This window comes from Actinophytocola xinjiangensis (assembly GCF_001921215.1).
In the GTDB taxonomy this organism is placed as follows: domain Bacteria; phylum Actinomycetota; class Actinomycetes; order Mycobacteriales; family Pseudonocardiaceae; genus Actinophytocola; species Actinophytocola xinjiangensis.
In genome coordinates, this window is the sequence record NZ_MSIF01000002.1 from 418,377 (window position 1) to 440,972 (window position 22,596).

Sequence of the window (22,596 nt, forward strand, 5' to 3'; positions counted from 1 at the left end):
GAGGGACACCGTGAACGTCCTACCCGCAGACCAATCGTTCGACCCGCACCTGTGGGACCGCCCGCAGATGCGGGTCGCGCTCGCACGGCGCGATGTCAGCGAGGTCTACCGGTTACTCGGCGCCGTCGGCGTGTCTCAACGCCAGATCGCCGCGCTGACCGGGCAGAACCAGTCCGAGATCTCCGACATCGCCCAGGGCCGGCAGGTCCAGGCATACGACCTGCTCGCCCGCATCGCCGACGGCCTCGGGATCCCTCGCGGCTACATGGGCCTCGCCTACACCGACACGACGCAACGGCTCGCCAACAGCACGACAGCGCACCCGGAGGATGCCTGGATGGAACGCCGAACCTTCCTCGGCCTGGTCAGCAAGATCGTCATGGGTGCCACCCTCACCGCAGCCGAACTGAATCAGATCGCTATCGCCCCGCGCGAGACGCCCGTACCGCAGCGGATCGGCGAGGCCGAAGTCACCCAGCTCCGGGCGTTCACCCGCGCCCTGCGCACCCACGACGCCGCCCACGGAGCCGGGTCCTGCCGCGACGCAATCCTCGCCCACACCCACTGGGCCCAGTCCCTGCTCACTGCCGACTACACCGACCAGGTCCGACCTGACCTGCTCTCCGCGGTCGCCGAGGCGAGGACCCTCGCCGGCTGGACCGCCCACGACCTCGGCCTGGCCAGAGAAGCCCGCCAGTACCTCACCCAGGCACTACAGGACACCCAACAGGCCGGGCAGCCGGCGCACTCTGCGATCGTTCTCTACTACCTCGGCCGGGTGCCGCTGGACAACGGTGACCCTGTCGAGGCGCTCAAGCTGTTCCAGCTCGGGCAGATCGCCGCCCAGGACTCCCGCTTGACCACACCGGTCGCGTTCCTGCTGGCCAACGAAGCGGTCGCCTACGCACATCTGGGGGACGGCCGACAGGCTATAACCGCACTGCGCCGCGCCGAGGACGAGTACGCCCACACTGGCCAGGACGACGCGCATCCCGAGTTCACCCACATGTTCGACGAGGTCGCGCTCAACACGGCTGCCGCGCGGGTGCACAGTCATCTCGGACTGACGGACAGTGAGCATCGCGAGCAGGCCATCACCCGCCTCGCCCGGACCTTCGACCAGGACAACGGCGGCCGTGGACGGCAACGCGCCTTCAACCAGGCATGGCTTGCCACCTGCCACCTCGCCGACGGCGACCCTGCCACCGGCACCACCATCGGCATGCATGCCCTCGACGCCGCCCGCAGCATCACATCACCCCGACTGCTTGAAGCGCTCGCGCCATTGCAAGCCCAGACACGGCGCTACCCCCGCCACGACGAAGCTCGTGAACTCGCCCACACCCTGCAGGCCCTCCGCAACGCCGGCTGAACCGGGACCTCGGGGGGTCTGTCGTCGTGCCGGGGAGGCCGGCCCGTTCGTGCTGGGAGGACGTGGCGGGGTGACCAACCGGGTCGACCCGTGGCCGGACCGGCGCGGCCGGCGCCGTGCCGGGGGCGTCGGGCTCTCCGGCCGGTCGAGCCGACTGGCCGGGCGAGATCGCACGTGGCCGAGGTGATGCTCGACTTCTCCCGACCACAGGGAAACGGGCCCGCCCGCCGGGTGGCGGACAGGCCCGTTGGTTCCCGGGTGGGTCAGGGGTTGGCGGACACCCGGCGGGCCGGTTGCTCGCTGTTGAACGGTGCCAGCGCGTCGCGCAGTTGGGCCGGGACGCGGGCGGGGACGGTTTCGTTGTTGGGTCCCCGCATGCAGGCGATGCGTTGTCGTCCTCGGGCGACCAGGCTCTCGTGGTCGTTCCTGAGCAGGTAGTAGTCGAAGACGAACTGGATCTGGGTCTGGGTGAGCTCGTCGAGTCTCATCCGGATGGACAGGTCGTCGAAGGCGGTGATCTCGGCGAAGAACTCGCACTCGGCCTTGAGGGTGAACAACTTCAGGTCGTCGTGCATGATCTCGGCGAGCACGTCCGGGGCCACCTCGCGCAGGAAGGTCTCTCGGCAGTGTCCCTGCCAGCGCAGGTAGTTCACGTAGTAGACGTTGCCGACGAAGTTGGTCTCCTCGAAGCCGACGGTGTGGCGGATCTCGTAGTAGTCACTCATGCCCTACTCAGCTCTCCTTCCTCGCGACCGCGAACACCACCGGCTCCGGCTCGTCGTTGAGGGTGGTGACCCAGGTGGCCACCCGGACGTCTCCGGCCGCGAACACGACCCAGCCGTAGGGCTCGACCCGCTCCACGGTCAGCTCCGCGCCATCGGGCACGCAGGCCAGCGCGCTGGTCACCCGGGAGCCGGCGACGTCACCGTCCTCGTCGGCGGACAGCTGGTCGAGAACGGACTGTCCCACCAGGTCGGTCCACTCCCGCGCCGTGCGCCGCGCCACCGGGGCCACGTCACACGCCGACCACTGCTCGCCGGCCACGACCAGGCTGACGCCGGCGCCGTGGGCCGAGGAGATCGTGACGCCCTCGGCCGTCGCGCCGCCGTCCGGTCCGAACTGGACGGTCGCCGGTCCGCCGACCGCCCGGCCGACGGCCCGCTCGACCTGCTCGCGGTGCTCACCGCCCGGCTCGACGACGACCGCGCGGGTGCCGCCCAGGGTGGTCTCCAGGGCGCGCTCCAGGTGGCCGGTGAGCATGGCGGGGGTCCACGGCCCGCTGCCGTCGCCCTTGCGCACGGCGCGCAGGGTCAGGCCCTGCCACTGCTCGATGACCTGACCGTCCGGGTTGAGGACGTCGATGTCGTAGGTGTAGCTGTCGCCGTCCTGGACCCGCTCCCGGGCGTCCATGATCACGTACTCGGTCGCCTGGTCGGCCCGCGCGGACAGGTGCAGCCGCTCCACGCCCTGCGGCAGCAGGGTGGCGTCCGGGACACAGCACTGGATCGCGTGCATCACCGCGTCGCGGGTGCCCGGGTCGGCCAGCGTCAGGTCCGGCGGCAGGTACGGCGCGAACCACGGCGCGGGCGTCGTCGTCGCCAGCTCCGCCACCGCGTGCCGGGCACTGGCCCGGCGGTAGCTGAGCAGCCGCTGGAAACGCTTGCCCTGGAACAGGACCGAGCCGTACAGGTCGGTGATCGGGTCCACCGGGACGGTGGTCAGCTCGGTCGCCTCCCTGGTCAGGCCCTGGTCGGCCAGCTCGGGACGCGGCAGGCGCAGGGTCGTGCGGAAGTGGTCGGCGCCGAAGCCGGTGTCCTCCGCGCGGATCGTCACCGCGACCGTCTCCTCGTCCTTGACCAGCGCGGCCAGCCGGATCACCGTCGAGTGGCCCGGCCGCACCACGATCGGCCGCAGGAACTCCACGTCCTCCAGCAGCGGCGAGCCGGTCCGGCCGGTCACCGCCGAGGCGACCTGGGTCATCGCCTCCATGCCGAGCACCGCCGGGAACAGCAGGTCCCCGTCGAGCTGGTGGTCGGACAGGTACGGGTCACTGCCCGGCGACAGCTCGACCTCGGTGATCAGCTCCACGTCCGGGTAGTGCGCCAGGATCCGGTCGACGAACCGGGTCAGCGGCAGCTCCTGGCCGGTGTCCAGCGGCAGCGTCGGCAGCCCGCCCATCCGGCCGCTGACCGTCAGGATCGGGCCGGCGTTCGGGTCGGCGAGGACCTGGCGCAGCACGCTCAGGCCGTTCTCCAGGGAGATCGGCGTGATGCCGTCGCGCAGCAGCATCTGCACCACGCCCAGCTTCTCGCCCATGCCGGCACCGGACCAGACCGACCACTCCAGGGCCAGCGCCCGCGCGTTCGGGTGCGCGGCCTGGAAGTCGGCGGTGAGCTCGGACATCCAGTCGTTGGCCGTCGAGTAGTGCGCCTCGCCGTTGAGCCCGCCCCGGCCGATGATGCTGCCGAAGGTGACCAGCAGCTTGATCCGGTCCTGGTCAAGGCCGTCGAGGATGGTCCGCAGGCCGGCGATCTTGGGCGCCAGGGTCTGGTGGAACTCCTCCTCGGTCAGGTTGGGCAGCGCGCTGGGCACGTTGCGGCCGGCGCCGTGCATGACGGCGGTGACCGTGCCCAGGTTGGCCTGGAACCGGGCGATGGCCTCGGCGACCTGCGTCGGGTCGGTGACGTCCGCGCGCTCGTACTGGTACTCGATGCCCGCGGCCGCCATCCTGGCCAGGTTCTCCACCAGTTCCTCGTCCGCGTGCGCCTCGTCCCGGCCGATCAGCGCGAGCTTGGCGCCCGAGTCCAGCGCCATGACCAGCGCGCACTCGGCGGTGATGCCCTTGCCGCCACCGGTCACCAGCAGCACGTCCGTGGCGTCCAGCGGGGTCGCGGTGCTGGGCTGGGCCGGCGGCTGGAGCACGGTCAGCAGCGGGACCAGGCGCTGGCCCTGCTCGTCGTAGCGCACCTCGCTGAACTTCGTGGTCGCGGCGGCCTCGACGAGCACCCGGCGCACCGCCTCGTCCGCCTCGGCCGGGGTGGCCGGGGCGACGTCGGGCAGCGAGACGATGGTCGTCGGCGCGCCGCCGGACTCCAGGAACGCGGTGCGGGCCAGGCCCGACGCGCCGTACTTCTGCTGCACCACGACGAACCGGGTGCCCTCGGGAGCGGCGACGGCCGCCTTGCCGGCCGCCAGGAACAGCCCGACGTGCTCCTCACCGTTGGCCGGCAGGCACAGCAGGATGCCGTCGCCGATGCCGGCCTCGGACAGCGCCGCCCGCAGCCGCTCGGCCAGCGGGTGACCGGGGGAGGCGTGGACCTCCCACGAGCCCTCCGGCCCGGCGCCGATGGTGACCCTCGGCTCGCGTGCCGGCACGTAGTCCACCGAGAACGGCCGCACCCACGGGGCGACACCGGTGGCCTCGGCCGTTCCCCGGCTGCCGCCGCCCTGCTCGGACTCGGCCGCCTCGTCGATGATCTCGGCCAGCTCGCCGAGGGTGACGGTGGCGAAGCTGGTCGTCAGCTCCAGGGTCGGCAGGCCCAGCTCGCGGGTGACGTCGTTGACGATCTGGCCGACGGTGATCGAGCTCAGGTGCAGGTCGTCCAGCGGGTGGGTGTTGGCCGTGACCGTGTCCAGCGGCAGCTCGACCCGCTCGGCGGCCAACTTGCGCAGAAGGTCCAGTGTGGACGGACGGTCGCTCTCCTCCTCGCCACCGGTCTCGGTGCCCGCCGAGGCGTCCGTCGTGGACTCGGTCAGCGCGGCCAGCTGCTCGATGTCCAGCTCCGGCGCGGTCTCACACGGGTTGGTGAGGAAGTTGGGCGCCACGCTGATGTCCAGCGTCCGCTGCGGACGGTCGGCCAACAGCGCCTTGGTGTCCACGTCGGCGCCGACGGTGTGCGCGGCGGCGACGGCGTTGAGCAGCGGGGTGAGCGTGGGGTTGTCGGTGTCGGTGGGCAGGGTGTGCAGGTTCGGGTTGGTGTGGTGGGTGAGCCCGGTCAGCGTCGCGCCGGGGCCAAGCTCGATCGCCAGGACCACGTCGTCGGCCAGCTGGGTGGCGGCCTGGTGGTACCGGACCGGGTGGGTGACCTGGGTGGTGAGGTGCTCGGTCAGGTCGGTACCCGCGTCCAGCACCTGGCCGGTGACCGTGGAGATGACCGTCCCGGTTGGCGTGCCGAACGGGTTGTCGGCGGCCAGGTGCTCACGCAGGTGCGTGGCCGCCGGCTCGACCTGGGGCGAGTGGAAGGCGTGGCTGGTGTTCAGCCGCGTCGTGGTGACCCCCTGGTCACGGGCGTCGGTGGCGATCGCGTCCACGGTGGCCGTCGGCCCGGCGATGATCGTGTTGTGCGGGCCGTTGTAGGCGGCGATGACGACGCTGCCGTCGGTCGTGGTGGCGTCGATCAGCTGCTGGGCGATCTCCGGGGTGGTGGTCAGGCTCGCCATGGCACCGCCGGTGTGGCTGGCGTTGGCCATGGTCGCGCCCCGGGTGGTGGCCAGCGTGACGGCCTGCTCGGGGGTCAGCGCACCGGCCCAGGCCAGCGCCGAGATCTCGCCGAGGCTGTGCCCGATCGCGGCCGAGGCGCGGATCCCCAGCTGGTCCAGCACGTGCAGCGCGGCCAGCGAGCCGGCGACGATCCGCGGCTGGGCGACCTCGGTGGCGGTGAAGTCGCGGGTGTCGGTGGTGCCGTCGGTGACGGCCGGGAAGCCGGCCTGGGTGTAGATCGCGTCGGTCGCGGGAAAACGCTGGCGCAGCGCGCCGCCGGTGCGCGGGTTGGTGCTGGTGCCCTGGCCAGGGAACAGGAAGGCGATCTTGGGTGCGGGGGCGTCCGGCCGCGGCACGTTCAGGTAGGCGCCGGGGCTGAACAGGTTCTCGCCGGTCTCCAGCGCCGCGAGCAGGCGCTCGATCTTGGCGGTGGCGTCCTCCGGGCTGGAGGTCACGATCGCCGCCCTGGTCCAGCCGGGCGCACCGGTGGGCCGCTCCTGGGCCAGGGTGGTGGCCAGGTCGGCGATCTCCGCGTAGGACAGCTGCGGGGTCAGGGTGACCAGCTGGGTGAGCTTGTCGCGCAGGTCCTCGGGGGTGGCGGTGGTGAACAGCAGCAGCTCGGTGTCCTGGCGGGTGGTGACCAGGCTGGTGGCGCTGGCCGGCAGCGTCGTGGCCCGCGGGGTGTTCGGCGGCTGCTCCAGGGCGATGTGGGTGTTGATGCCCCCGAAGCCCATGGCCGACACACCGGCGCGCACCGGCATGTCGGCCGGCCACAGCCCGGCGGTGTCCGGGATGTAGAGCGGGACTTCCGACAGCGTCGGGTGCGCGGTGTGGTGCCCGGTGGCCGGCGGGATGATCTGGTGGTGGATGGCCAGCGTGGCCTTGATCAGTCCGGCGATACCGGCCGCGGCCTTGGTGTGGCCGATGTTGCCCTTGATGCTCGACAGCGCGGCCGGGCGGGCGGTGGGGTCGGCGTTGTGCCGGGCGGTGCCGATGGCGTGGATCTCGGTGGCGTCACCGACGGCGGTGCCGGTGCCGTGGCCCTCGAAGTAGGACACGGTGTCCACGCCGTAGCCGGCGCGGTCGTAGGCGCGGCTGATCGCCAGCTGGTGGCCCTCGGACTCGGGGCGGGTGATGCCGCCCTTGCCGTCCGAGGACATGCCCCAGCCGGTGATGGTGGCGTAGATGCGCAGGTTGCGCGCGATCGCGTCCTCCTCGCGCATGAGCACCACGACCCCCGAGCCCTCGCCGGGCCAGAAGCCGTTGGAGTCGGCGTCGTAGATCTTCATCTCGCCGGTGGCCAGCGCGCCGGTCTTGGCGAAGCCGATGACCTCGAACGGGTCGATCGACAGGTCGACACCGCCGGCGACGGCGACGTCGAGGTCACCGTCGACCAGGGCCTTGGCGCCGGTCACGATGGCCAGCAGCGAGGAGGAGCAGGCGCCGTCGACGGTGAACCCGCCGCCGCCGAAGTCGAAGTGGTTGCAGATCCGCCCGGCGATCGTGTTCGCCAGGCCACCGGCCAGGGTGTCCTCGTCGATGGCGGGGAACGGGGCCTTGTAGACCGGTTCGAGGTCGCGCAGGAACCCCTCGACCTCCGAGTCCGACCAGCCCTTGCCCAGCAGGGCGGCGCCGACGGTGCGGCGGACGTAGGGCCAGCGCAGGCGCATCAGGTTCGCCCGGGAGAACTCACCGGTGAGGCTGTTGCCCAGCACGACGCCGACACCCTTGCGGGGCAGGCCCTCGCCGCCGGGGAAACCGGCGTCCTCCAGGGCGGTCGCCGCGACGTCCAGTGCCAGCCAGTGGGTGAGGTCGGTGCCGCGGAAGGTGGATCCGGCGATCCGGAACTTGGCGCGGTCGAACTCCCAGTCACGCAACACAGCCGCCATACCGGAGTAGAACCGGTCCGGCGCGGCGGGGTCGGCGGACCAGTAGTCATCCCGGTTCATCCGCACATCGGGCAACCGCCTGAACGCACGTCGCCCTGCCAGAACATTCTCCCACAAATCCTCAGAACCCGTAGCGTCGGGATAACGCAACCCCAAACCAACAATCGCGATCCGCTCGGTGCTCAATCTAACCGCCTACTTTCGGAGAACTGGGACAGTCCGCGACATGCGCTTATGGCTAACCACCCAACTGTGCACCAGAGTTGCGGCGAACCAGTTCTTCTAGTGTGCCGTCCGCTGCTTCGCTTCTCCGACCGTGCGGTCGAGCGGTAAACGGGTTGTCGCCTACCGGCGGGCGCACTCGCAGAGATGCGCCGTGACCTCGACTGACCGGACTCTGGCATTTGTCCCACGGCGGTGGAGGAACGGATGCCATCTCTTATCGGATCACTGCGCCAGTACGTTCTGGCGCCCAAACTCTCCTCGGTCACGTTCGCCGAGCGCGGGTTCCCCGGGGCGTCCTCGCCCTCGGCCGAGCACCTGGAGGCCATCCCCCAGTCGGTCATCTGCGGCTTCGAGTGGGGGATCGCCGCGCGCGACCTGTGGGACGTGCGCCGGCGGCTGGACCTGGTGGTTCCCGAGCAGCGCGGGTTCGCCTACGAGGGCGCCGCGATGGCCTTCGCCGTGCGCGACTCGATGGCCGGCGGCAGCGGCAAACGCACCCGTGAGCTGCTGCTGGGCCCCGGCGCACCGCACGTGTTCCTCACCTACATCGGCATCGGCTTCGCCATGGCGCGACTGCCCCGGCCGCTGTGGCGCTCGATCATCCCGGACCTGTCCGGCTCGCCGTACTACCCGACGATGACCTGGCTCGCCGTCGACGGGTACGGCTTCGACCTGGCCTACTTCAACACCCGCCGCTACGTCGACGAGCAGCGCGTGCCAGCACCCTATCCCTGGGAGGGCTCGCCGGAGTACTTCCCGCGTGCGGTCGACCAGGGCATCGGGCGGGCACTGTGGTTCATCCACGGCGCCAACGCCGCCGAGGTCACCGAGGCGGTCAACCGCTTCCCCGAAGGGCGTCGCCCCGACCTGTGGAGCGGGGTGGGCCTGGCCGCGACCTTCGCCGGCGGCGCCAGCGCCGAGGGCCTGGCCCGAGTGCGGGCCGACGCCGGTGAACACCGCCCCCAGCTGGGCGTCGGCGTGGTCTTCGCGATCAAGGCGCGCACCTTCGCCGGGCACGTACCGGCGCACTCGGCGCTGGCCACCGAGGTGCTCGCCGGCCTGTCGGTGGACGAGGCGGTGGCCATCGCCGACCGCACCGAGGCCGACGCCACCGCGCCGGCCGACGGCGACGTCCCGCTCTACGAACTGTGGCGCGGCAGAATTCGATCGCATTTCGAGCGGGCGGAATCCGGCAAGCGTGGAGTCGTGCGCGGCCTGGGCATTGTGTGACCATTTCGAGGAAACATGAAAGCCGTTTCAAAGAGCGGACGGGGATTGAGTTGACCATTTCCTGGCGCGCACTACGGCGCCGTATACTGACACCCGACGTCGCCGAGACGAGTCTCGCCAAGCGCGGATTCCACAAGAAGTCGCCAGCGGCCAAGGAAAGGCTGGAGACGGTCGGAAAGACGTTCGTCGAGGGCTACGGTCAGGCGGTGGAGTCACGCGGTCCGGATGATCTGGAGCGCCGACTCGACGAGGTCCCCGACTGGCTGCGTGGATTCGCCTACGAGGGCGCCGGAATGGGCCTGGCGATCCTCGACGGTCTGCCCTTCGGCCGCTCGGACAACGTCGCCCGCCTCCTGGCGACCCCGGTCGGCGACACCTACCGCGAGCTGATCTACGTGGGGATCGGCTGGGCCATGGCCCGCCTGCCCCGGTTCCGCTGGCCCAAGCCGGCCCGGTTGGACGACCAGGTCCTGGTACCGCTGGTGCTCGACGGCTACGGGTTCCACCAGGCCTACTTCCACACCGCGCGCTACGTCGAGGCCCAGTACCGGGACCCCGGGTTCCCCTGGCCGGGCGGGCGGCACGGGCACTTCGCCAACAACGCCATCGACCAGGGCATCGGCCGCGCGATGTGGTTCATCGCCGGCACCGACCCCGAGCGGGTCGCCGACCTGATCGACGGCTTCGCCCCCGAGCGCCGCGGCGACCTCTACGCCGGCGCCGGCCTGGCCGCGACCTACGCGGGCGGGGTCGAGGAGTCCGAGCTGCTGGCGATCCGGCGGCGGGCGGGCGAACACCGGGGCAACCTGGCGCAGGGCAGCGCGTTCGCCGCGTTCGCCAGGGTACGCGCGGGCATCGTGCCCCCCCATTCGGCACTGGCCGCCAAGCTCCTCTGTGGAACGACTCCGGAGGAACTGGCCAGGGTCACCGGTGAGAACCGGCCGGACAACCGGGTCGAGGGCGACCAGCCGGCCTACGAGATCTGGCGGCAACGACTCGCCAACGAGTTTTCCCATGGAGGTGTCAACACATGAACGCGGTACGTGGCTTGCTGCGCAGGCAGCTGACCGGTGTCATCGCGCTCGTGGTCGTCGTCGGTTTCTATTTCGCGGTCGCGCTGCCCGAGACCTCGGCCGAGGAGAAGAACGACCTGGCGAGCGAGTACTCGTTCGTCGGCCACAGCGTGGCGCTGCCGGCGTCGGACAAACAGCAGTCGATCCGGGAGGTGAACCAGGCCTACAAGCACATCGACGCCTGGATCTCCTCGGTCGGCGCCTCGGTCGCGATGAACGACCTGGACGGCGACGGCCTGCCCAACGACCTGTGCCTGGTCGATCCCCGGACCGACCAGCTGATCATCACGCCGACGCCCGGCAAGAACGACCACCGGTACAAGCCCTTCGAGCTGACCCCGGACCCGCTGCCGGTCAACGACGTGATGGCGCCGATGGGCTGCGTGCCGGCCGACCTCAACGAGGACGGCCGGATGGACCTGCTGGTCTACATGTGGGGCCGTACCCCGGTCATCTACCTGGCCAGGGCCGACCACGGCACGCTGTCCCCGGCGGCCTACAAGGCGGTCGAGGCGGTGCCCGGCACGCACTCCGACGCCCAGGGTGTCTACAACGGACCGCAGTGGAACAGCAACGCGGCCACCGTCGGTGACTTCGACGGCGACGGTCACGACGACATCTTCATCGGCAACTACTTCCCGGACAGCCCCATCCTCGACGCCTCGCTCGACGGCGGCGTGACGATGAACCACTCGCTGTCCAACGCCCAGAACGGCGGCGGCGGTCACATCCTGCTGTGCGCCGGCGCCAAGGCCGGCAACGACCCGGAGGCCACCTTCAAGCTCCAGCCCAAGGAAGCCCTCCCCGAGGAGGCCCGTGGCGGCTGGGCACTGGGCGTGAGCGCCAACGACCTCGACGGCGACCTGCTGCCCGAGCTGTACATCGCCAACGACTTCGGCCCGGACCGGTTGCTGTACAACAAGTCCACGCCCGGGGCGATCCAGTTCGAGAACGTCACCACCACCCGCACCCCCGGCACGCCGAAGTCCAAGCGGATCGGTGCCGACTCCTTCAAGGGCATGGGTGTCGACTTCGGTGACTTCAACCACGACGGCCTCTACGACGCGTTCGTGTCGAACCTGACCGTCTCGTGGGGCATCGTCGAGAGCAACTTCTTCTACACCAACGTCGCCGAGGACCAGAAGGACCTGCGCAACCAGCTCCAGGACGGCGAGGCGCCGTTCAAGGACCAGAGCGGGGCCAACGGCACCGCGTGGTCCGGCTGGGCCTGGGACCTCAAGATCGCCGACTTCGCCAACACCGGCGAGCAGCAGATCGCCCAGACCAACGGGTTCATCCGGGGCGCCACCAACCGCTGGCCCCAGCTGCAGGAACTGGCCATGGCCAACGACGGCCTGGTCGCCAGCCCCTTCTTCTGGCCCAACGCCAACGCCGGTGACGACATCGCCGGCAGCGAGACCATGCGCTTCTACGTCAAGGGTCCCGACGGCCGCTACACCGACCTCGCCCCCGAGCTGGGTCTGGCCGTGCCGATCCCCACGCGCGGTATCGCCACCGGTGACGCCGACGGCGACGGCCTGATCGACATGGCGGTGGCCCGCCAGTACGGCGAGCCGATCTTCTACAGCAACGAGGCGCCCGACCCGGGCGGCCACCTGAACCTGACCCTGACCCACGAGCAGGACGGGATCGTCGGCAGTGCGCCGGCCCCCGGCTCGCCGGTCACCGGCGCCCAGGTCAAGGTGACCACCTCGGACGGCAAGACCTACATCCAGCGCGTCGACGGTGGCAGCGGCCACGCCGGGCGGCGCAGCAGCGAGGTGAACATCGGCCTCGGTGACGCACAGGGACCCGTCGAGGTCATGGTGTGCTGGCGCGACCGTGACGGCCAGGTGCACGAGGAGAAGCTCAAGCTCAGCCAGGGCCGGCACTCGCTCGTGCTTGGCGACCAGGTCAGGGAGAGGTGAGTAGGGAAATGGTTGTCCAGGAAGCGAAGACCGGCGGTGGCAAACCGCCCGCCGGTGGGCCGCCGAAGAACCCCAAGGTGGTCAAAGCGCTACGCAGGTTCGCCATCTCGATCACCATCTTCAACATCGTCGGGTACATCGTCCTCGGGTTCGAGCAGCCCTGGATCTGGCCTTTCGTCGCGGTGGCCACCGGCTACACCGTCGAGCTGGTCCTGGAGAAGATCGGCGCGCGGGTCGAGGGGCGCGACCCCCGCTACGCGGGCAACGGGTTCAAGGGCGTCATGGAGTTCCTGTTCCCGGCGCACATCACCAGCCTCGCGCTGAACATGCTGATCTACGTCAACGACCGCATCTGGGTGATGATGTTCGCCGTCACCCTGGCCGTGGCCGCCAAGTGGATCCTGCGCGCCCCGGTGCGCGGCAACCTGCGCCACTACATGAACCCGTCCAACCTCGGGATCCTGATGGTGCTGATCCTGTTCCCGTGGGGCAGCATCGCACCGCCGTACCACTTCACCGAGCACGTCAACGACGTGGTGGACTGGCTCATCGTCGCGATCATCATCACGACCGGAACGATGCTCAACGCCAAGCTGACCGGCCGGATGTGGCTGATCTTCGGCTGGCTGAGCTTCTTCGTGCTCCAGGCGTTCGTCCGGGGCTGGCTGTTCGGCACGTCGATCCCGGGTGCCCTGGGCGTGATGACCGGTGTCGCGTTCATCCTGTACACCAACTACATGGTGACCGACCCGGGAACCACCCCGTCCAAGCCGTGGGCACAGTTCCTGTTCGGCGCGGGCGTGGCGACCTTCTACGGGATCTTCATGGTCGCGCACATCGCCTACGGCCTGTTCTTCGCCACGGCGATCGTCTGTCTGATCCGCGGCATGTTCCTGTGGGGCCTGCACTTCGTCGACAAGTCCCGCGCCCAGTTCGCCGCGGAACAGCAGGCGAAGGCCGAGGCGGAGAAGGCGACACCGCCGGTCGCGGTGATCGGCGACGGTGGCTCCGAGACCGGTGGGCCGGCGGCCCGCCCGGCCGCGGCGTGACCGAGACCAGCCGCAGGGTTCCCCCGGGACCGCCCGCCTGGGCGGCCCCGGGGATCCTCCGCCAGCTACGCGCGGACCGCCTCGGCCTGATGAGCGGGGCGGTCCGCGAGTACGGCGACGCGGTCCGGGTGGCGATCGGCCCGAAGAAGCTCTACATCTTCAACCACCCCGACCACGCCAAGCACGTCCTGGCGGACAACGCGGCCAACTACCACAAGGGAATCGGCTACACCGAGGCCAAGCGCGCCCTCGGCGACGGCCTGCTGACCAGTGAGGGCGCGCTGTGGAAGGAACAGCGGCGCACCGTGCAGCCGGTGTTCCAGCACAAGCGGATCGCCGCCCAGGCCGACGTGATCATCGACGAGGCCCTTGGCCTGGTCGACCGGCTGCGCGCGCACACCGGCCGGCGGGTCGACGTGCTCGACGAGGTCACCGCGCTCACCCTCGGGGTGCTCGGCGCGACCCTGCTCGACGCCGACCTCGGCGCGTTCGAGTCGGTCGGCCACTCGTTCGAGGCCGTGCAGGACCAGGCCATGTTCGAGATGGAGACCCTCGGCATGGTCCCGCAGTGGCTGCCGCTCAAGGGCCAGCGGGCCTTCCGGGCGGCGCGCGCGGACCTGGAGCGGATCGTGGAGATCCTGGTCGCCCAGCGCCAGGCCGAGCCGATCGAGGCCGGCGACGACGTGCTGACCCGGCTGATCGCCTCCACCGCGAAGGAGACCGACAAGCGGGTCGCCGACCGGCGGATGCGCGACGAGCTGGTGACGCTGCTGCTGGCCGGTCACGAGACCACGGCGAGCACCGTCGGCTGGACGCTGCACGCCGTCGGCCAGCACCCCGAGGTGCGCCAGCGGCTGCACGAGGAGGCGCTGGCCGTCTACGGCGACCGTCGTCCGTCCTATGAGGACCTGACGAAGCTGCGATACACGAACATGGTGCTGCAGGAGGCGATGCGCCTCTACCCTCCGGTGTGGATCCTGCCCCGGCGGGCGCAGGCCGCCGACGAGGTCGGCGGCTACCACGTGCCGGCCGGCGCCGAGGTGCTGATCTCGCCGTACACCCTGCACCGCCACCCCCGGTACTGGCCGGAGCCCGACCGGTTCGATCCGCAGCGGTTCGACCCGGACGTGCAGACCGACCGGCCGAGGTACGCGCACCTGCCCTTCGGCGCCGGCCCGAGGTTCTGTGTCGGCAACCACCTCGGGATGATGGAGGCGACGTTCATCATCTCCACGCTGATGCGCGACCTGCGGCTGGACCCGGTGCCCGGTTTCCAGGTGAAGCCGGAACCGATGATGTCGCTGCGCCTGGGCGGCGGACTACCCATGCACGTCCACGCCTGGCCGGCGGCCGCCGGCCGCTCCGCGGCCTGACCAGCTCAACGTCACGGAAAGTCGGTGAACACCATGAGCAACCTCGCGGAAGACCTGTACGGCGAACCGGCGCGGCATCCCAAGGTGGCGGAGTTCGACACGCTGCGGGCCGCCATCGCCGACGAGCGGGTGCGCGAGCTGTTCCCCTACCGGTTCCTGGCGGCCAACGAGGCGTTCGCGCGCCTGGTCGACGCCACCGCGTACCGGATCCTCGACTCGATCGACGCGCTGCCCACGCCGACCGGGGCGAGCGTGGCGCGGGCGAAGAAGGAGCTGTCGATCCCGTGGCGCCGCACGGTCCCGCTGAAGTTCCTCTACGAGCGCCTCGCCGACTCCGGGATCTTCAGCCGGGGCGATGGCCGCTACTTCCCCGGCCCGGCGGCGGTCGAGGAGTTCGAGGCGGTCGCCGAGGAGCTGAAGGCGCGCGAGCCGGGCGCTGCGGTGGCCGTGGAGATCCTGCGCACCCTGGTCGACGAGGCCCAGACGTTCTTCAGCGGCAAGGCGACCGGCGACGAGATCCTGTTCTCGCCGCAGAAGCTACCGCTGTGGCTGAAGTACTTCTCCAACGACAACCTGCTGTACGCGATCAACAACGCGGTCGGCGCCGAGGCACTGTCGAGGCTGGTGCCCGAGGGCGGCGGCCGGTTCGAGATCCTGGAGATCGGCGGGGGCTGTGGCAGTGCGGCCGACCAGGCGCTGCGCAAGCTGGGGCCGGCGGTGACCCGCTACCGGTTCACCGAGGTCGCCGAGACCTTCGCCCGGCACGGTGAGCGCGCGGCCACCGCGGCGGCCTCACCGTCCACAGTGGTCGAGTCGGCCAGGCTGGACATGACGACGTCGTGGGAGGCGCAGGGTGTGGAGCCCGGCACCTTCGACGCGGTGTACTCGGTCAACTGCTTCCACGTCGCGCCGGACCTCGACTTCGTGGTCAACGAGGCGGCGAAGGCGCTGCGCCCGGGCGGGGCGGTCGTGGTGTCGGAGTGCGTGCGGCCGACCAAGCTGGCGCGGCCGATCCACGCCGAGATCATCTTCGACTTCCTGGACAGCTTCACCGACGTGATGACCGACCCGGTGAAGCGCCCGACGCACGGCTTCCTGACCCCCGCCGCCTGGCGCGCCACGTTCGAGGCCACGGGCCTGGACGACGTCACCGTGCTGCCGGACGTGGACGCCATCGCCGAGCAGTACCCGGACTTCGTCGTCGGCGCGGTCGTGGCCCGAGCGAAGGAGCGTGGATGATCCGCCCACTGGTCCGGTTCGCCGTACGCCGGTCGCTGACCCACGACACCCGGTACGTCGAGGTCGTCCGCCCCCGGCGGGCCCGGGGTCTGGTCGCCGAGGTCTACCGCCAGGTGGAGGACGAGTTCGGCACCCTGGCCCCGCCCACCGCGATGCACTCGGTGGCCCCGGACACGTTGGCCGCGTCCTGGATGATCCTGCGGGAGACGCTGGTCGCCAAGGGCGTGGCTCCCCGGCCGGCGAAGGAGGCGGTGGCCACCGGCGTTTCGCTGGCCAACAGCTGCCCCTACTGCGCGGATGTCCACGGGATGACGCTGGACGCCATCCCCGACGTTGGCCCGACCGACGAACTGGTGGCCTGGGCACGGGGAAGCGCGACCGCGGCCGGTGTCGTGGCGCCGCCGTTCCCGGCCTCGCAGCTGCCGGAACTGGTCGGGGTGGCGGTGGCGTTCCAGTACTACAACCGCGTCGTCAACGTTTTCCTGAGGGACTCGCCGTTCCCGGCCCACGTCCCGGAGTCGGCGAAACCCAAGGCACGCAAGGTACTCGGCCGCGCACTGCGTCCCCCGGCCGACGGTGGTCCGCCACCGGGCGGATCGCTGGACCTGCTCCCGGCCGTCGCCCGGCCCTCGGACCTGGCCTGGGCCGGGGAGAACGAGGCGATCGCCGGCGCGTTCGGCCGCGCCTACGCGGCGGTGGACAACGCCGGCGCACGGTCGGTCCCCAGGTCGGTCCGTGAGCTGGTCGCCGATCGTCTGTCCAGTTGGGACGGTCAGGCGCCCGGGTTGAGCCGTGCCTGGGTGCAGGACGCGGTCGCCGGCCTGGCGCCGGCCGACCAGCCGGCCGGGCGGCTCGCGTTGGTGGTGGCGATGTCGTCGTACCAGGTGGACGAGGGCCTGGTCGAGGCGTTCCGGGCCACGGCCCCCGGGGACGAGGTCCTGATGGAGCTGGTGTCGTGGGCGAGCCTCGCGGCGGCCCGGCGGATCAGCTCGTGGGTGGGGGCGGCCAGTCCGGCCGCAGCGGAGTGAGACGCATGTCGACCTGACCACCGGCGCGGGTGGTCAGGTCGACGTAGGCCATGGTGTCAGGCCATGGTGTCAGGCCATGGTGTCAGGGCGTGCGGGGCCGGTACTTGAGGACCATCGTTCCCTTGTTGCCCTGGACGGAGCTCGTGAGGTCCAGGCGGACCATCTCGGCGTCCTGGGGGAACAGGCGGTTGTGGCCGGAACCGGCGAGGACCGGGTGGACGAGCAGGGTCAGCTCGTCGAGCAGGCCCTCGGTCAGCAGGGAGCGGGTCAGCGTCGGGCTGCCGTACACGCCGATCTCGCCGCCGTCGCCCTCCTTGAGGGCGGCCACCTCGGAGAGGTCACCCTTGATCAGGGTCGTGTTCTGCCAGTCGACGGTGTCGAGAGTTGTTGACACGACGTATTTCGGGGTGTTGTTGATGAAGTTCGTGAACCCGATTTCCTGGGGCGCGGTCGGCCAGTAGTCGGCCCACTCCGCGTAGGTTCCCCGGCCGAGCAGGATGGCGTCCTGGCGTTCCTGCCCCGCGTTCAGGTCCGCGCTCATCTCGTCGTCGTAGTCGAATTGCCATTGGTCCGGCGAATCCACCGCGCCATCGAGCGAGTAGAACAGCCACGCGGAGATCTGTCGCATCAGGTGAAGGCTCCTCACGATTTTGGCAAGCCAGGTTCGTCTGAGCATTCAACCTGATCAGAACAATCCATGCCAGTTCGGTCGAGCGCGCGATCAGGCCGCGTCCATCCGACGAGGTCACGGCCTGACGCGCGTCACCCTCAGCGGGGACGTTGACCGACGAACAGCAGGTACCCCAGCTCCGGCACCAGGCCCGCCGGGTCGCGGAACACGTCCAGGATCGGCAGCACCGCCTCGCCGTAGGACGCCACCAGCTCGTCGGTGCGCTCGTCGACCGTTTCCAGGACGCGGATGCCGGTGAGGCCGGTGTGCGGGCTGAGGTCCAGGAACTCCACCAGTTCGATTCCCGACTCGTCGATCAGCGACCGGTAGGCCGGCTCGTCGAGCAGCTCGCTGGCGTGCATCGCGTCGAGGTGGGCGCGCAGCAGACGCTCGTTCTCCTCGGTCATCGGACCCAGTTGCAACTGGTCGGTGACCACGATCCGGCCACCGGGACGCAGGACCCGCAGGCACTCGCGCAGCACGTGGAGGCGGTCCATGTGCATCAGCGACTCGAAGATCCACACCACGTCGAACTCGCCGTCGGCGAACGGCAGGCTCGCGGCGTCGGCGTGTTCGAAACGCACCCGGTCGGCCAGGCCACGGGCCGCCGAACGCTGGTTGGCGTCGTCGATCTGGTCCTGGTTGTTCGAGATCCCCACGATCTCCACCGGGTGGGCCGCCGCGGCCTTGAATGCCGGCAGACCGACACCGCACCCGATGTCGAGCAGCCGGCCACCCCGCTCCAGACCGGACTTCTCGATGATCAGCTCGGTCAGCCGCTCGGTGGCCTCCTTGATCGGGGTCCGGTCGTCCTCGTCCTCCCAGTAGCCCTGGTGGAAGTTCTCCCCCCACAGGTCCAGCATCACCTTGTGGCTGAGCCGGTAGAACTCGTCGGTGTCAGACGATGTCGGCGCGCCGGAGTCGGTGCTCAACGGTGGCTCCTTCGTGGTCGTGGCGGAGATCAGCTCGAGCGTTGCGCGGTGACGAACACGAACGTCCCGGTGTCGGCTCGCAGGTCACGCACCACCAGACCGGCGTCGGCCAGCCACTGGTGCAGCTGCTCCATCTCGAACAGCAGGTGACCCGCCGGCCGGCTCGGGAAGAAGTGCGACGCCTGGAAGTACCGGGCGACCGGGTCGTCGCTCCACCGGAACGTCATCATCGTCAGCACGCCACCTGGCCGCAGACAGCGGCCGATCTCGGCGATGGCCTGCGCCGCGTCGTCCGGGAAGGCCTGCAGGGCGTTCCACAGGTTGATCGCGCCCACCGACGCGTCCGCGAACGGCAGGTTCAGCGCGGTGCCCATCACGGCCGGCACCTCGGGCAGCCGCCCGCGCAGCACGTTGAGCATCGGCACCAGCATGTCCACCGCGGTCAGGCGCTCGGGGCCAACGGCACCGGCGACGACCTCGGTCCACCGGCCGGCACCCGCCGCCAGGTCGACGACCGGGCCCTCGGTGTCGCGCAGGTGCTCGACGATGTAGGCGTCCTCGATCTCCGGGGTGATCTCGTGGCCGATGTTCGTGCCGGCCAGACGCAGGTAGTTCGGCCGCAGGAACGTCTCGTAGTACAGGCCCATCTTGGGCATCTCGGCCAGCTTCTGCAGCAGGTCGGCGGTCGCCGCGTCGTCCTCCTGGCCGTCGCGCACCCCGGCCGACAGGTCGAGGATGCCGTTGGCGCTCAGGTAGGTCGTCGCGCACGGGACACAGCGGGCGCTCTCGGCGTGCACCTCGATCGGGCCGTGGCAGGTCGGGCAGCGCAGCAGCCCGGCCCGGTCACCGAACGCCGAGTCCAGCGGACGCGCCGGCACCTGCGGGATCGTCCAGTCGGGGTCCTCGGGCGTCGGCACGACCGCCGGCGGGCCGTTGTTGACCGCCCAGTAGGCGATGTGTCCGGCGTAGGCCCAGACGGTGCGGGTGTCGTTCTCCCAGTTCGTCCGGATCTGCTCGGCGCTGAGGCTGCGCAGCGCGGCCTCGGCGTGCGCGTTGGCCTCCTCGTCGAGGTTCCACGCCGACGGGGCCGGCCACACCTTGCCCAGGTCGGGGCGCTGCGGGTCCAGCTCGGCCAGACCGCGCACCAGGCGGGTCCGCTCCTCGGGGGACAGCGTCAGCTCGTCGGTGACCGCCAGGATCCGGTCCTGGTCGGCGGGGAAGTGGGCCAGCAGGTAGAGCACCGCCAGCGTGAGCGGCTGACCGCTGACACCGCCACGCGCGATGTCCAGGTAGCGGTCGAGGCCGGCGCGCACCGCGGCGGCCACCGGGCCGTCGAGTCGAGGGTACTCCGCCTCGGCGAGCAGGCCGAGGAGGACGACGAGGTGGCCCTGGCGGTCCTGGCCGGCGTCGTCCAGCGCGGAGATCACCGCCGGGACGGCGTCGAGCGCGAGATCGGTCAGCTTCCCGTCGCTCCACACCGCGCCGACAAGCCGCTGATATGCCGCGTCCAGGGTGTCGTCGGTGGCCGCGGTGAACGAACGAACCAGGCCGGCGACATCGGAGTCGGCTGCGGAGTAACTCATTTTCGGGATACCTCCCAAGTACGGGAACAGGCAGACCGGGCCAGGAGCAGAATCGCATCGTGGCCTGCGGCAATGCATCTTCGGCGGTGCGGGCCGCGTCCGGTCAGCGCACGTTCGGAGAAGCGTCCACGGTCAGCCGGGGACAGAATGGACGCGCTCGAGTGTCACGATCCGGCTCGCGTTCGTCGCGGGGGAGAAGGAAGAAACTTCCGCCGAGGGTGTCGATTCGCCGCCGGTCTGGGCGACGCGTAGGTGAGGGGGCGAGGACCGCCCTTGCCAGACAGCTGCCATCACGACTTAGAGGTGATCTTTCATGGCGGAGAACAACCAGGGCACGACGCCGGTCGACCGGCTGCGCGCCTCGGTCGAGGGCCGGGTGCTCGTGCCGGGAGACGCTGACTTCGAGCAGGCGTGCAAGGTCTACCTCGGTGGGATGGACCAGCGCCCCGACGTCGTCGTCCAGCCGGCCGACGCGGCCGACGTGGCGCGGGTCGTGGCCATCGCCAGGGACAGCGGCGTGCCGTTCGGCGTCAAGAGCGGCGGGCACAGCCCGTGGGCGTTGACCAACGGCGGCATCGTGCTGCACCTGGCGTCGCTGCGTGAGCTGGACATCGACCCGGAGTCTCGGACCGCGTGGGCCGGGGCCGGCCTGACCGCGGGCGAGTTCACCAAGGCCGCCCACGAGCACGGCCTGGCCCTGGGCTTCGGCGACACGCCCAGCGTCGGCCTCGGCGGCATCACCGTCGGCGGCGGCGTGGGCTACCTGTACCGCAGGGACGGCCTGACCATCGACCACCTGCTGGCGGCCGAGATCGTCACCGCCGACGGGCAGGTGCGCGTCGTCGACGCCGACAACGATCCCGACCTGTTCTGGGCGATCCGGGGCGGCGGCGGCAACTTCGGCGTGCTGACCAGGATGAAGTACCGGCTGCACGAGCTGAGCACCGTCTACGCGGGACTGCTGGTGCTGCCGGCCACGCCCGAGACCATCGCCGGCTACTCCAAGCTGTCGCTGGAGGCGCCGCGCGCGCTGACCAGCATCGTGAACATGTTCGCGGCGCCGGAGATGCCGTTCATCCCCGAGGACAAGGTCGGCACGCCGGTCATGCTGACCATGTTCGTCTACGCCGGCGAGGGCGAGGCCGCCGAACAGGCGCTGGCGCCGTTCCGCAACCTGGCCGAGCCCTACGCCGACATGATCGAACAGATCCCCTTCCCCAACATCTACGAGGAGGAAGAGGACGACTGGCTGCCGATCGCGGCCGCCCGCAACCTGTTCATGGACGACATCGATCTCGCCGACGCCGAGATCATGCTGGAGCGGCTGGCCGCCTCGACCGCCGACATGGCGGCCGTGCAGATCCGTCCGCTCGGTGGCGGGGTCGCGGCCGACGTCGCCGAGGACGCCACCGCCTACGGCCACCGTGGCCGCAACTTCATGCTCAACCTGGCGTCCATCTACTCGGATCTGGAGAACGCCGACACGCACGCCGCGTGGGTCGACGACTTCACCGTCACGCTGCAGAAGGGCGTGCCGGGGGTGTACGTGAACTTCCTGGAGGACGACAGCGCCGCCAGGATCGGGGAGGCGTACTCCGAGCAGACCTGGGCGCGGCTGCGGTCGGTCAAGCAGACCTACGACCCCGGCAACCTGTTCCGCGTCAACAACAACATCCCGCCGTCCGGCGACAACTGAGAAGGGCCATCAGCACATGAGCACTGTGACGTCGAAGGACGGCACGACGATCGCGTTCGAGAAGGTGGGCCAGGGTCCGCCGCTGGTCGTGGTGGACGGGCTGTTCGTCTACCGGGCCATCGACCCGTGGTCGGTCGAGCTGGGCAGCAAGCTGGCCGGCAACCACACCGTCTACACCTACGAGCGCCGTGGCCGGGGTGGCAGCGGCGACAGCGACACCTACGCCAAGGAGCGCGAGATCGAGGATCTCGCGGCGGTGATCGAGGAGGCCGGCGGTTCGGCCTACGTCCTGGGTCTGTCCTCGGGCGGGGTGCTGTCGCTGGACGCGGCCGCCGCCGGGCTGCCGATCAAGAAGCTGGCGATCTACGAGCCGCCGTTCATCGTCGACGACACGCACCCGCCGCGCCCGGACAACTACCTCGCCGAGGTGAAGCGGATCCTGGCCGACGGTGGCAAGGGTGACGCGGTCGCCTACGCGCTGACCGAGACGGTGTTCCTGCCGGCCGAGATGGTCCAGGAGATGCGCAACGAGCCGTTCTTCGCCGGCATGGAGGCCATCGGCAACACCATGCCCTACGACGGCGAGATCATGGACGGCCTGATGTCGGGCAACCCGCTGCCCACCGACCGGTGGACCTCGCTGTCCGCGCCGACGCTGGTGCTCTACGGCGGGGCGAGCGAGCAGTGGGTGCACAACGGTGCCGCCGCGCTGGGCGAGCTGCTGTCCACGGCCGAGGTTCGTGGTCTGGCCGACCAGACCCACGAGGTCGCGGTGGACGCGATCGCGCCGGTGTTGCAGGAGTACTTCACCGACTGACACGACGGTTTC

General features: G+C 70.4%; 15 protein-coding genes. 10 read left to right on the forward strand and 5 right to left on the reverse strand.

The genetic code is table 11. From position 1 onward, the window contains the following. The first annotated feature begins 10 nt into the window (after positions 1-10). Positions 11-1,372, forward strand: coding sequence for an NsdA family TPR-like regulatory protein (locus BLA60_RS06685; protein WP_075132103.1), 1,362 nt, complete (start codon positions 11-13; stop codon positions 1,370-1,372). A 263-nt stretch (positions 1,373-1,635) separates the two neighbouring features. On the opposite strand, the gene BLA60_RS06690 is transcribed toward BLA60_RS06685, so the two are convergent. Together BLA60_RS06690 and BLA60_RS06695 are read right to left on the reverse strand one after the other, a co-directional pair. After that, entirely contained in the window at positions 1,636-2,097 is a 462-nt protein-coding gene (locus BLA60_RS06690; RefSeq protein ID WP_075131843.1) for an acyl-CoA thioesterase, read from the reverse strand. Positions 2,098-2,104: 7 nt separating this feature from the next. After that, the gene (locus tag BLA60_RS06695) at positions 2,105-7,927 is read right to left on the reverse strand and encodes a type I polyketide synthase (protein ID WP_075131844.1); all 5,823 of its coding nucleotides are present in this window, start codon (positions 7,925-7,927) and stop codon (positions 2,105-2,107) included. 243 nt (positions 7,928-8,170) lie between these two features. Here BLA60_RS06695 and BLA60_RS06700 point away from each other — a divergent pair, with 243 nt between their 5' ends. The 7 genes from BLA60_RS06700 to BLA60_RS06730 are packed head-to-tail and all read left to right on the forward strand — an operon-like array spanning position 8,171 to position 16,886. Then, positions 8,171-9,196, forward strand: a complete 1,026-nt coding sequence (locus tag BLA60_RS06700; protein ID WP_075131845.1) for a DUF1702 family protein — start codon at positions 8,171-8,173, stop codon at positions 9,194-9,196. Positions 9,197-9,246: 50 nt separating this feature from the next. Beyond that, positions 9,247-10,230: a DUF1702 family protein gene (locus tag BLA60_RS06705; RefSeq protein ID WP_075131846.1), complete on the forward strand. Its 984-nt coding sequence runs from the start codon at positions 9,247-9,249 to the stop codon at positions 10,228-10,230. Continuing rightward, positions 10,227-12,197 carry a CRTAC1 family protein gene (locus BLA60_RS06710; RefSeq protein ID WP_075131847.1) on the forward strand — a complete coding sequence of 657 codons (1,971 nt, stop codon included), beginning with the start codon at positions 10,227-10,229 and terminating at the stop codon, positions 12,195-12,197. The genes BLA60_RS06705 and BLA60_RS06710 overlap by 4 nt, the downstream gene beginning before the upstream one ends. Before the next feature lie 8 nt (positions 12,198-12,205). After that, positions 12,206-13,246: an enediyne biosynthesis protein gene (locus BLA60_RS06715; protein WP_075131848.1), complete on the forward strand. Its 1,041-nt coding sequence runs from the start codon at positions 12,206-12,208 to the stop codon at positions 13,244-13,246. Beyond that, entirely contained in the window at positions 13,243-14,619 is a 1,377-nt protein-coding gene (locus BLA60_RS06720; protein ID WP_075131849.1) for a cytochrome P450, read from the forward strand. Before BLA60_RS06715 ends, BLA60_RS06720 begins: the two co-directional genes overlap by 4 nt. 33 nt (positions 14,620-14,652) lie before the next feature. Then, on the forward strand, positions 14,653-15,858 hold the full coding sequence (locus tag BLA60_RS06725) for a class I SAM-dependent methyltransferase (protein ID WP_075132104.1): 1,206 nt from the start codon (positions 14,653-14,655) through the stop codon (positions 15,856-15,858). Continuing rightward, positions 15,855-16,886 (forward strand): carboxymuconolactone decarboxylase family protein, encoded by a 1,032-nt coding sequence (locus tag BLA60_RS06730; RefSeq protein ID WP_075131850.1) that lies wholly within the window; start codon positions 15,855-15,857, stop codon positions 16,884-16,886. The genes BLA60_RS06725 and BLA60_RS06730 overlap by 4 nt, the downstream gene beginning before the upstream one ends. Positions 16,887-16,968: 82 nt before the next feature. On the opposite strand, the gene BLA60_RS06735 is transcribed toward BLA60_RS06730, so the two are convergent. From BLA60_RS06735 to BLA60_RS06745, 3 genes are all read right to left on the reverse strand, one after another. Then, a complete protein-coding gene (locus BLA60_RS06735; protein ID WP_075131851.1) occupies positions 16,969-17,514 on the reverse strand; it encodes a dihydrofolate reductase family protein in 546 nt (181 codons plus the stop codon). A 140-nt stretch (positions 17,515-17,654) separates the two neighbouring features. Beyond that, on the reverse strand, positions 17,655-18,488 hold the full coding sequence (locus BLA60_RS06740) for an SAM-dependent methyltransferase (protein WP_075131852.1): 834 nt from the start codon (positions 18,486-18,488) through the stop codon (positions 17,655-17,657). 29 nt (positions 18,489-18,517) lie between these two features. Next, complete coding sequence (locus BLA60_RS06745) at positions 18,518-20,071, reverse strand: class I SAM-dependent methyltransferase (protein WP_075131853.1); 1,554 nt, start codon at positions 20,069-20,071, stop codon at positions 18,518-18,520. A gap of 313 nt (positions 20,072-20,384) precedes the next feature. Between BLA60_RS06745 and BLA60_RS06750 the strand changes: the two genes are divergently transcribed. After that, positions 20,385-21,767: an FAD-binding oxidoreductase gene (locus tag BLA60_RS06750; protein ID WP_075131854.1), complete on the forward strand. Its 1,383-nt coding sequence runs from the start codon at positions 20,385-20,387 to the stop codon at positions 21,765-21,767. Positions 21,768-21,783: 16 nt separating this feature from the next. Beyond that, positions 21,784-22,584, forward strand: a complete 801-nt coding sequence (locus BLA60_RS06755; RefSeq protein ID WP_075131855.1) for an alpha/beta fold hydrolase — start codon at positions 21,784-21,786, stop codon at positions 22,582-22,584. Positions 22,585-22,596: the final 12 nt, after the last annotated feature.